The following is a 12112-nucleotide window of genomic DNA, read 5'->3' as shown; positions in this document are numbered from 1 at the left end:
GCCGATCGGGTTGGCATAATACACCAGAGCCAGCTGGAACAATGGTACACGCCGTACAACATTTACCACGCGCCCGCCAACCGCTTCGTGGCAGAGTTCGCCGTCTACGGTTCTTTTCTCCGTGGTGAGGTAGTGGATGAGAACACGGTCAGAACCAGCCTGGGTGAACTCACCGGGCGCAGCAATACGGCCCTGACACCCGGAGGTAACGTCGATGTACTGTTACGGCCCGAGGATGTGATCGCCGACGAAAGCGCACACCTGGCTCTGCCCGTCACCCGCCGCCAATTCACCGGCGCCACCATCCTCTACCACCTCCGCGTCGGCGCCGCAGAAACCCTGCTCTGCCAGACCGACAGCCACACCAATGTGGTGGAAGGCGATGCGCTGCATGTGCGGCTGGCGACCAAGCATCTGGTGGCGTTCACAGTCAGTGAACAGTGAATAGTTAACAGTGAACAGCGCGCGAGAAAGACGACCGCGATTTTGAAACGCATGAGGCCGCGCCCAAAACCTGGGCGCGGCCTCATGCGTTTCAATACAGAAAAAGTCAGGCGCGAACTATTAACTATTAACTGTTAACTATTCACTGCCTTTTCAAGCTACCCTGCTCTGATCCCGCCCCCCGGACTTGGCCTTGTACAGCCCCTGATCCGCCCGGTTGAGTAAGTCGTCCACGGTTTCGTCTTCCTGGCAGGCGGCAACGCCGACGGAGAGGCTAACCGCGTTGGGGCCGCCTTCCTGGCCGAAGCTTTCCTCGCGCCAACGCTCACGCAGACGCTCGGCGACCCGCAAGGCCCCCTGTTCATTGCTTTGCGGCAGGATCAGCAGGAATTCCTCGCCGCCGAGACGGCCGAAAAAATCGCCGTCACGCATCCCCGCCAGCGCCAACGCAGAGAAGCGACGCAATACCCGGTCACCCCAATCATGACCATGGCGGTCATTGATCTGCTTGAAGTGATCCAGATCCACATAACAAATGGCAAAGGGCAGGCCCTTACGGGTGAACAGGGCCCGCTGGCGCTCCAGGATTTCCAACAGGTGGCGACGATTGAACAGGCCGGTCAGGTCATCACGGATCGCCATTTCGCGGACCTGCTCCACCGCACGGGCCAGTTGATGATTCTTGTCGGCCAGGGCATCACGCAGACGGTTGATACCGCCGCCGGTGATCGCGAAACTCACCGAGATCATGGAGAACACCAGCCACTGCAAGGCCTCCACGGAAAGGCTCAGTTCCACCCAGCGGTCATTCATGGCCAGCCACAGCATCACCGCGTAAGCGACACTGGCCAGCATCGCCACCCCAATCATCACCTTGCCGGAAAGCCGGAACGATGCCAGCAACAAACCGGCGAAGAACAGGGTGACAACACTGAGGCGAAACTCGTCCACGTAATAGCCGGAGACCATGAAGACCACCATGAAATGCAGCACCATGGGTAGCGACAGGCTCGGTTCACTAAGGCGCAGGGTCCAACCCGTGGCCAGCAGTAACTGGTAGGCAAACAGCGATGCCCAGACCACAAACAGCATCAGCAGTCCCTGCTCCAGTTCCACGGCAAAATAACCGAACTGGAAATACACCACACACAGCAGGGTATGCATGGCCATGATCGCCATGGCCGAACGACTGTGTCGTTTTAACAGCCGCTTTTCGCTGAGAGTCAGCTTTTCCGCCTGCCGCAGATCCTGATTCATGCGCCCTGCTCCACCACCAGTTTGTCGCGACCGGATTCCTTGGCCTGATAGAGAGCCCGATCCGCACGCATAACCACCTGCTCCGGCGTTTCCTCACGATGGTACATGGCCAGGCCCGCCGACACCGTGACACTGAGTCCCGCCGCTTCCTTGAAGCGCTGGCTGCGCATGCCCAGCAAGATCCCCTCGGCCAGATTACTGGCCTCTTCCGGGTCACTGACTGGCAGTACCAGCATGAATTCTTCCCCGCCCAAGCGAGCAGCAAAATCCTGGCCGCTCAAATGCCGGCGTGACACCTCGGCAAAACGCTCCAGCACCAGATCCCCCACCCGATGGCCATACTGGTCGTTAATGCGCTTGAAGTGGTCCAGGTCCAGGTACACCACGCCCAACTGATAGGCGCCCCGGGCAGCCTGTCCACAGGCCTTGGCCAGCAGCTCCATGGCATGGCGGCGGCGATAAAATCCGGTCATCTCGTCCTTTACCGCCATGTCGTGGATACGCTCGACAATGTCCGCCAGTTGCAGGTTGCGCCGGCTTAACTGGGAGCGGATGGTGGAAATTTCCGATGCCAGCAGAATCACCGCCAGCACCATCACCGAGAACAGGCCCCACTGAATCCATTCACCGCGCAGGTCCACTACCTCCGGCCAGTACCCCGAGACGACGCCGAGAATCACCGCATAACCGAATACGCAGTAGCCGGCCAGCCAGGCAAATTGCCGGAATGACGCCTGTAGTACGCCCATCTGGACAATGGCAAAGAAAATCATCATTACGCACAGGCGCACCTGGTCCACCACCAGGGCAGTCAACAGGATACCCGTGGTGGACCAGACCATTAACGGCATGATCATGGAGGGTTCAGAAAGGCGGCGGTTGAGTCCCAGCAGCATGAACAGGATGAAGCCCAGATGCCCCACCCAGATGGCACCGAACAAGGCATAGAACAGGGAGGAGCCGCCACGGAAGAAGTCCAGCTGCAGGGAGATCCAGCACAACAGGGTGTGGGCACTGCCACCGGCCAGTATGGCGAACAGTACCCGGCGCAGTCGCTGGGACTGCAAGGCTGCAGGGTTAAGCGTTAACGATTGATCCATGCCGGATTCCCGATCCGGTGCGACCATCCCCACTATCAGTCGCACCCGTTGGTAGCAATTTAGTATTATTGTTTGATGAACTCTAACCCTAAATGTCTACCGCGTCACAGTTTTCGTCCCTGAAACCGGACCGTCCATCGCCATGCCAATGAAAAAAGTGGCACAAAAGTCCCTGATTTTTCGGGCACTTACCTCAGAACCTTACTCACCAGCCGGGCTCTGGCAGACCCGGGCCACCGCCTCACGCCACCCCTGGTAACGACGTTGGCGCTCCCCTTCTTCCAGTAGCGGCGTAAATTCCCGCTCGCAGCGCCACTGTTCCGCCACCGCATCCAGGGAGTCGTACAGGCCCACGCCCAACCCGGCCAGATAGGCCGCACCCAGCGCCGTGGTTTCGGTGACCACGGGCCGGTCCACGCAGACCCCCAGCACATCCGCCAGGGTCTGGCTGAGCCAGTTATTGACCACCATGCCACCATCCACCCGCAAGGTCGTAGGCCGGGTACCGCAGTCTGCTGCCATGGCATCCAGCAAGTCCCGGGACTGGTAGCACACCGCTTCCAGTCCCGCCGTTACCACTTCGGCAATACCGGTATCGCGGGTCAACCCCAGCAAGGCGCCACGGGCGTGGGGATCCCACCAGGGAGCTCCGAGGCCGGTAAAGGCCGGTACCAGGTAGACGCCACCGGCGGAACCGGCGCGGCGTGCCAGCGCTTCAGTTTCGCTGGCATCACGGATCAGATTGAGGCCGTCGCGCAGCCACTGGATGGCCGCACCGGCCACGAAGATGGAGCCCTCCAGCGCATAGGTGGTTTTGCCGTTGAGCCGGTACCCCACGGTAGTGAGCAGGCGATTATGGGATTCCACTGCCTCACCGGTATTCATCACCATGAAGCAGCCGGTGCCATAGGTGCTTTTCACCATCCCCGGCTGAAAACAGGCCTGCCCTACCAGCGCCGCCTGTTGGTCCCCGGCAATACCGGCCACCGGCACCGCAGCGCCCAACAGCTCGGGGCAGGTGGAGCCGAATTCCCCGGCGCTATCGCGTACCTCCGGCAACACCGCCGCGGGAATATCAAACAATTCCAGCAGCGCCGTATCCCAGACCTGCTCATGGATATTGAACAACAAGGTACGCGAGGCGTTGGTGGCGTCGGTGGCGTGCACCTTGCCACGAGTCAGTTGCCAGAGCAGCCAGCAATCGATGGTGCCGAACGCCAGCTCACCCGCTTCGGCACGCGAACGGGCGCCGGGCACATTATCCAGCAGCCAGGCCAGCTTGGTGGCAGAAAAATACGGATCCAGCAACAGGCCCGTCTTGCTGCGTACCATGTCCTCGTGGCCACCATCCCGCAGGCTCTGGCAGGCAGAGGCAGTGCGCCGGTCCTGCCAGACAATGGCCTTGGCAAGGGGGTCACCGGTCTTGCGGTCCCACAGCACGGTGGTTTCCCGCTGGTTGGTAATCCCGATGGCGGCCAGCTGCCGGGCTTCAACACGGGCGTTTCGCAGCGCCTGCTGACACAGGGCCAGAGTATCGTTCCAGATCTCCATGGCATCGTGTTCCACCCAGCCGTCATGGGGAAAATGCTGGCGAAACTCTTTCTGCGCCTGCCCGCAGGCCCGACCACTGCCGTCGAACACAATGGCGCGGGAACTGGTGGTGCCCTGGTCAATGGAAAGAATGTAAGACATGGCTCGGCTAACCCTGTTATCAGTATTGGTGGCGGGATCAGACAGACAATCCCGCGGATGTGTCGGGTAAGGTATTTTACATGAAGGCCTGATGACAGATTGAACGATAACGGACAACCCGATAGACCTTATCGGCTATTAAAGAGCCTTTGACCAGAGCTTAGAACGTAGGGTGGATTAGCTGAAGGCGTAATCCACCCCACGCTGCCATCCAACGAGCGTAGCTTGTAGCTCAGTTCACCCGCCCCAGCACATGCTGGCCTTGCTGACTGCGCGGCAGGATGACGGTAAACCGGGCACCACCCATGGGGCTTTCGTCCACACGGATATCGCCACCATGCCAGTCGACAATCCGTTTGACGATGGACAGGCCCAGGCCATAGCCCCCGCTGGCGCGGTGGCGGCTCTTGTCCAGCCGGGCGAAGGGTTTGAACACCCGCTCGCGCTCGTGCTCGGGGATCCCCGGACCGTTATCATCCACATGGATAACCACCTGATCTTCGTCCCCATCAACCACCATGACGATCTGTGAACCGGCATAACGCAGGGCATTGGTGACCAGGTTCTGCAGTACCCGATGCAGATAGCGTTCTTCCGCTTCCACTTCCAGGGTGGGCTGATCACATTCCACGGTGATAACGGTGTCGCCGCGAATGGTTTCCAGCTCTTCACGTAACTGTTCGCACAGTTCGCCCACCACCACCGGCTTGAATTCAATATTGGGGGTACCCTGCTCCAGGCGAGCATAGGTGAGGATTTCGTCGATCAACTGATCCAGCTGCTCGATGTCATGATCCAGGGCATTGAGCTTTTCCCGGCGCAATTCCGCCGATTCGATATCCGCCAGCATCTCCAGCCCGAAACGCAGCCGCGCCACCGGGGTACGCAGTTCATGGCTCACCGCCCGGGTCATCTCCCGCTGGGATTCGATAAGACGACGAATATGCGCTGTCATACCATTAAAGGTGGCCGCCACCTGGCCGATGGCATCGTTACCTTCGATATTCGCATAGGCGCCCAGGTCACCGCTGCCCAGCTGACTCACCGCCTGGTCAAGCTGCTTGAGCCGCCGTTGCAGCGGGCTCACTTGCAGGTAGGTGGCCAGCGCCACCGCCAGCAGGCTGAGAGCCCCCGCCACCAACAGCAATTCCATCGGAAATTGATCGAACAGACTGAGGGGGCCAATCACCAGCAATTTGCCGGTCTGCGCCACCGGCGCATAAATGCGGATGCTGGAGTCGCTACGGGTACTGTCATCCAGACCGATAACCACTTCGCGGCGGTTAAGGCGCTGTTCTTGCTCCGGGTCCAGGGGCACATCATCCCGGGACACCAGACTGAGAGGGTAACCGAAGTGCTGTTGGAGCCGACCCAGGGCCTGCTCCCATTCGTCTTCGGGGAAGTGGGAAAGGTGGTTGAGCACCAGCACCGCAGTGGCCCGCGCCTGCTGCTCGGACACCTTGGTCATGCGGGTGGTGATGTACTCGGACTCACCGGGAAGCTGAAAAAGGATATCGGCATACCCTTTTTCCTCATTGAGGCGCATGACCACCAGGCCGTCTTCCAGGTGCAGGGTTTCCCGGTAGCCCAACTCCAGCTCGCCGGCAGACTGCAACTGGATATCCGCACTGAACAGCTTGCTGAGCACCTGGCTCCAGCGGTCGCGCTCACCGGGTTCATAGCGCTGGTACCCTTCCGCCATCAGGTAGAAAGTACCCCGCGCCATTTCTTCCCGGTAGATATCCGAGCGATAGCTGTTAACCAGCTGTACGGCGGCATAGGTGATGGCACCGATAAAACACAGCGCCAGCAGCAAGCCCCCGTAGAGCCTCAGGAAAATACTATTCAAGCGTCACCCAGCATCACGCCACGGCACAGAAACGCTCAGGCCGCGCCGATTTCCTTGACGAACAGATAGCCCTTGGATCGCACCGTCTTGATACGCTTGGGGTTTTCCGGGTCATCCCCTACCTTGGGGCGGATACGGGAAATGCGCACATCAATGGAGCGATCCTGGCCGTCATACTGAATGCCACGCAGCTTCTCGAAGATGGTTTCCCGGGACAGCACCGTGCCTGCATTGGAGGCCAGCAGCCAGAGCAGGTCGTATTCGGCACTGGTCAGGTCCACCGATTCCCCGGCCAGGGTCACTTCCCGGGCAGAGTTATCGATCACCAAAGCGCCAAATTCCAGGCGCGCCGGTGAGCTGTCGCGTTCGTTGTCGGTTTCCACCCGGCGCAGCAGGGCACGAATGCGTGCCAGCAGTACCCGGGGTTTTACCGGTTTGGCCACATAATCATCGGCCCCCATCTCCAGACCCAGTACCTGATCCATATCATCGGTGCGGGCGGTGAGCATGAGAATGGGATTCTTGTAGGCGCTGCGAACCTCGCGGCAGACGGTCAAGCCGTCGGCTCCGGGCAACATCAAATCCAGTACCACCAGATCCGGTTGCTCGGCACGAATGCGACGAATGGCTTCTTCGCCATCGCTGACCACCGTCACATTGAGACCATTGGTTTGCAGATATTCACAGGTAAGATCGGCAAGTCGTTCGTCGTCTTCCACGATCATGATTGCTGGCGGGTTATCCTGCACCGTTGTCATCCCGTCCTTATCCTTTTTCACTTCGTATCATTATTGTCGTCGTACACAGTGCACAAGGCGGCAAACTGTAACAAACGTATCCCTATCAGGTGTTTATACGCATAGACACTGTCCACGGCAACCTTGCTGATACCAAAGGCACACTGAAGCCGCTTCACGGCAGAGTTTTTACAGTTGACAAACACAATATCTAGTACTGGCCTGCCCCGGAAAAGCGCGCTCCAAATGCACCCACAATGGTCCACAACTTATCCACAAAATTTCCCCAGGCGAAGTGCTTGCAAATCCGCGGACGCAACTATAACTTGTACTGAAGTCAGGCAGCGACCCCAACATATTGGGTTTTTGTAAAATCGCTGCCACCCCAGGATAACACCATCCAGCGTACCGAAAAATACAGTCACATCAGCCATTTAGAGCTTTTCGGGCTACCAGGGGCAAGATCAGCGTCATGGACAAGACACAAGATATAGTGGTCCGCATCCAAATTAGACCACCAGGCACCACCCAACACAGATTTTACTGCGCCATGGCCTGACGGCTGTGGCGTTTTGCGTGGTGTGCCATACGCGGCATCAGACCACGCCGGCACCACCACACAAACCCGACAACAGACAGAACAGCACAAACAACGGAGAGCGCACCATGCAGACGGATATGAGCCAAAACCCTAACCACACCGGCTCCCCGGCAGGCGACGACAGCGGCCAGGACCAGTCCATTGCCAGCACCGCCCCGGGCCAGCTTCGCGTTATCAAGCGCAATGGCAAAGTGGTTGGCTACGATGACGACAAGATCACCGTGGCCATCAGCAAGGCGTTTCTGGCGGTAGAGGGCGGCACCGCTGCCGCCTCTTCCCGTATCCATGAAACCGTGGCGCGCCTCACCGAGCAGGTCAGCGCCACCTTCAAGCGTCGCATGCCCTCCGGTGGCACCATCCACATTGAAGAAATCCAGGACCAGGTAGAACTGGCCCTGATGCGTAACGGCGAGCAGAAAGTGGCCCGTGATTACGTGCTGTATCGTGAGCGTCAGGCCGCCAAGCGCGCCGAACAAAACCACGACCTGCCCGAGCCCACCCATCAGGTGGACATGAGCGTCACCATGGAAGACGGCAGCAAGGCACCGCTGGATATGGCACGCCTGGAGCACCTGATCCGCGCTGCCTGCTCCGGCCTGGAAGACGTGAACGCCGACAAGATCATCACCGAAACGGTGAAGAACCTGTACGACGGTGTCTCTATCCATGACGTGAACACCTCCATGGTGATCACGGCCCGCACCATGATCGAAGTGGAGCCGAACTACTCCCAGGTCACTGCGCGCCTGCTGATGGACAAGATCCGCGCCGAAGGCCTGCAATTCCTGAACGTGGCCGAGCGCGCCAGCCACGACGAGATGAACGCCCTTTATGGCGAGGCCCTGAAAGCCTACATCGGTAAAGGTATCGAGCTGGAACTGCTGTCTCCGCAGCTGGCCGAGTTTGATCTGGACAAGCTGGGCGCCGCCCTGGATGGCAACCGCGACCTGCAGTTCTCCTACTTGGGCCTGCAGACCCTGTACGACCGCTACTTCATCCACCACAACGACACCCGCATCGAGCTGCCCCAGTGCTTTTTCATGCGTGTGGCCATGGGCTTGGCCGTGGAAGAAGACAATCGTGAAGCCCGCGCCATCGAGTTCTACAACCTGCTGTCCAGCTTCGACTACATGAGCTCCACGCCGACTCTGTTCAACGCCGGCACCCTGCGCCCGCAGCTGTCCAGCTGCTACCTGACCACCGTGCCCGACGACCTGCACGGCATTTATGGCGCCATTCAGGACAACGCCATGCTGTCCAAGTTTGCCGGCGGCCTGGGTAACGACTGGACCCCGGTGCGCGCATTGGGCGCCTACATCAAGGGCACCAATGGTCGCTCCCAGGGTGTGGTGCCGTTCCTGAAAGTGGTCAACGATACCGCCGTTGCCGTTAACCAGGGTGGCAAGCGCAAAGGCGCGGTCTGTGCCTACCTGGAAACCTGGCACATGGATATCGAAGAATTCCTGGAGCTGCGCAAGAACACCGGTGACGACCGCCGTCGTACCCACGACATGAACAGCGCCAACTGGATTCCCGATCTGTTCATGAAGCGCGTGATCAACGAAGAAGAGTGGACCCTGTTCAGCCCCAACGACGCCCCGGACCTGCACGATCTGTACGGCGAAGCGTTCGAGAAGGCGTACCTGGAATACGAAGCAAAAACCCGCAGCGGCGAAATGAAGCTGTTCAAGCGCGTCCCCGCCGTCAACCTGTGGCGCAAGATGCTCTCCATGTTGTTTGAAACAGGCCACCCCTGGTTCACCTTCAAGGATCCGTGCAACCTGCGCAGCCCGCAGCAGCACGTGGGCGTGGTGCACTCCTCCAACCTGTGCACCGAGATCACCCTGAACACCAACCAGGAAGAAATCGCCGTGTGTAACCTGGGTTCCGTGAACCTGGCCCAGCACGTGGACGAAAACGGCCTGGATATCGAGAAGCTGCAAGGCACCATCAACACCGCCGTGCGCATGCTCGATAACGTGATCGACATCAACTACTACAGCGTGCCCCAGGCGGAACGTTCCAACATGAAGCACCGCCCGGTGGGGCTGGGCATCATGGGCTTCCAGGACGCGCTGTATAAGCAGGGCATCAGCTACGCCTCCGAAGGCGCGGTGAAATTCGCCGACAATTCCATGGAAGCGGTGAGCTACTACGCCATCCAGGCTTCCGCCAAACTGGCCGAAGAGCGCGGCGCCTACCAGACCTTCGAAGGGTCCCTGTGGAGCCAGGGCATACTGCCCATCGACTCCATCGACATTCTGGTCAAGCAACGTGGCGAGGACTACTGCAAGGTGGATCGCAGCCAGTCTCTGGACTGGAACAACGTGCGGGAAATGGCCAAGAAAGGCATGCGTAACTCCAACGTCATGGCCATCGCCCCCACCGCGACTATTGCCAACATCACCGGGGTTTCACAGTCCATCGAGCCCACATACCAGAACCTGTATGTGAAATCGAACCTGTCCGGCGAGTTCACCGTGGTCAATCCCTACCTGGTCAAGGCACTGAAAGATCGCGGCCTGTGGGACAACGTGATGGTCAACGACCTGAAATACTACGATGGTTCTGCACAGCCCATCGAACGTATCCCGGCCGACCTGAAAGAGCAGTTCCGCACCGCCTTTGAAGTGGAACCGCGCTGGTTGGTGGAGGCCGCAAGCCGTCGCCAGAAGTGGATCGATCAGGCCCAGTCGCTGAACCTGTACATTGCCGAAGCCAATGGCAAGAAGCTGGACGTGACCTACAAGATGGCCTGGTTGCTGGGTTTGAAAACCACCTATTACCTGCGCGCCATCGGCGCAACTCAAACAGAAAAATCCACCATCAATGACGGCAAGCTCAACCGGGTCTCCGCCGCCCCGCAAGCCCCTGCCGAATTCAACCAGGCCGCTGACGTACCGCAGGCCTGCTCCATTGATGACCCGGATTGTGAGGCTTGTCAGTAAGGCGCCAGTTGCCGGACGCTCGACGCTTGCCATGCTTTAAACGTCAGGCGTCCCGCTGCCGGCCCCAGGCCACTAAAACAATGCACCATCGATGACGCCACGGCGTCATCCCTGAAAGAATATGGAGAGAGCACATGCTGAACTGGGACGAATTTAATGCGCAAGAGACGCCTGTCGCCAAACCGCAGCCAAGCCCCGCAACGCCGCCGCAACCTGAGACGGTATTTGACCAAGCGGCACCTGAAGCTAAAGCACCGGGAGCGGGAAGTGCGCCGATTACAGGCGGAGCCGACGAGCAGCGACAAGGACGAACCGAACGAGACACCACCGACGCCGTAGCCCGCGCCCGCGCCACCGTGTCGCAAATGGATGCCAGTGAAGGCGTCGCCGAGCTGGAAGGCACCGCCGGCCGTGTGGAAGTCGACGACAAGCGCATGATCAACTGCCGCGCTGACCTGAACCAGCTGGTACCGTTCAAGTACGACTGGGCCTGGCAGAAATACCTGGATGGCTGCGCCAACCACTGGATGCCCCAGGAAGTGAACATGAACGCCGACCTGGCGCTGTGGAAGAAAACCGATGGCCTGACCGACGACGAGCGTCGCATCGTCAAGCGCAACCTGGGTTTCTTCTCCACCGCCGATTCCCTGGTCGCCAACAACCTGGTGCTGGCCATCTACCGCCTGATCACCAACCCGGAGTGCCGCCAGTACATCCTGCGTCAGTCCTTTGAAGAAGCCATTCACACCCACGCCTACCAGTACTGCATCGAATCACTGGGCATGGATGAAGGGGAAATCTTCAACATGTATCAGGAGATTCCCTCCGTCGCCAAGAAAGCGCAGTGGGGCATCCAGTACACCCGCGACCTGTCCGATCCGGAATTCAAGACCGGCACCGTGGAAACCGACAAGGCGCTGCTGGAAAACCTGATCGCGTTCTACTGCGTACTGGAAGGCATCTTCTTCTACTGCGGCTTCACCCAGATCCTGTCCATGGGTCGCCGCAACAAGATGACCGGCGTGGCCGAGCAGTTCCAGTACATCCTGCGTGACGAATCCATGCACGTGAACTTCGGTGTGGACGTGATCAACCAGATCAAACTGGAAAACCCACACCTGTGGGATTCCCAGATGCGCGACAAGGCCACCCAGATGATCCTGGAAGGTACCGAGCTGGAAATTCAATACGCCCGTGACACCATGCCGCGCGGCGTGCTCGGCATGAATGCCGCCATGATGGAAGAGTACCTGCAGTTCATCGCCAACCGCCGCCTGGTCCAGCTGGGCCTGCCGGAGCAGTTCAAGGGCGTGAACAACCCCTTCCCGTGGATGAGCGAAATCATGGACCTGCGCAAGGAGAAGAACTTCTTCGAAACCCGGGTTACCGAATACCAGGTGGGTGGCGCGCGTGCCTGGGGATAACCCAGAAAAATATAGTTACACGCTAACCAGTCGAGCGGCGCTTTTGGCGTTGAGGCCAAA

General features: G+C 59.2%; 8 protein-coding genes. 3 read left to right on the top strand and 5 right to left on the bottom strand.

Annotated features, from left to right (window positions below; translation table 11 throughout):
* The coding region (locus ACFE0K_RS01510) for a TOBE domain-containing protein (protein ID WP_434534376.1) at positions 1 to 444 on the top strand (444 nt) is incomplete at its 5' end.
* A 153-nt stretch (positions 445 to 597) separates the two neighbouring features.
* Here the strand turns inward: ACFE0K_RS01510 and ACFE0K_RS01505 are convergent.
* The 5 genes from ACFE0K_RS01505 to ACFE0K_RS01485 all read right to left on the bottom strand — a co-directional run bounded on the left by ACFE0K_RS01505 (position 598) and on the right by ACFE0K_RS01485 (position 7100).
* Positions 598 to 1701: a GGDEF domain-containing protein gene (locus ACFE0K_RS01505; protein WP_434534375.1), complete on the bottom strand. Its 1104-nt coding sequence runs from the start codon at positions 1699 to 1701 to the stop codon at positions 598 to 600.
* Positions 1698 to 2828 (bottom strand): diguanylate cyclase, encoded by a 1131-nt coding sequence (locus ACFE0K_RS01500; protein ID WP_434534374.1) that lies wholly within the window; start codon positions 2826 to 2828, stop codon positions 1698 to 1700. The genes ACFE0K_RS01505 and ACFE0K_RS01500 overlap by 4 nt, the downstream gene beginning before the upstream one ends.
* Positions 2829 to 3002: 174 nt before the next feature.
* Positions 3003 to 4493: a glycerol kinase GlpK gene (gene glpK, locus ACFE0K_RS01495; RefSeq protein WP_434534373.1), complete on the bottom strand. Its 1491-nt coding sequence runs from the start codon at positions 4491 to 4493 to the stop codon at positions 3003 to 3005.
* 232 nt (positions 4494 to 4725) lie between these two features.
* Positions 4726 to 6342, bottom strand: a complete 1617-nt coding sequence (locus ACFE0K_RS01490; RefSeq protein WP_434534372.1) for an ATP-binding protein — start codon at positions 6340 to 6342, stop codon at positions 4726 to 4728.
* A gap of 35 nt (positions 6343 to 6377) precedes the next feature.
* On the bottom strand, positions 6378 to 7100 hold the full coding sequence (locus tag ACFE0K_RS01485; RefSeq protein WP_035249018.1) for a response regulator: 723 nt from the start codon (positions 7098 to 7100) through the stop codon (positions 6378 to 6380).
* 645 nt (positions 7101 to 7745) lie between these two features.
* Here ACFE0K_RS01485 and ACFE0K_RS01480 point away from each other — a divergent pair.
* The gene (locus tag ACFE0K_RS01480) at positions 7746 to 10628 is read left to right on the top strand and encodes a ribonucleoside-diphosphate reductase subunit alpha (protein ID WP_434534371.1); all 2883 of its coding nucleotides are present in this window, start codon (positions 7746 to 7748) and stop codon (positions 10626 to 10628) included.
* A 134-nt stretch (positions 10629 to 10762) separates the two neighbouring features.
* Entirely contained in the window at positions 10763 to 12052 is a 1290-nt protein-coding gene (locus ACFE0K_RS01475) for a ribonucleotide-diphosphate reductase subunit beta (RefSeq protein ID WP_434534370.1), read from the top strand.
* Positions 12053 to 12112: the final 60 nt, after the last annotated feature.

Origin of the sequence: Alcanivorax sp. (assembly GCF_051117345.1) — a bacterium.
Lineage (GTDB): Bacteria > Pseudomonadota > Gammaproteobacteria > Pseudomonadales > Alcanivoracaceae > Alcanivorax.
The sequence above is the reverse complement of the archived record's forward strand: the minus strand, read 5'-3'. Positions and strand labels throughout refer to the sequence as shown.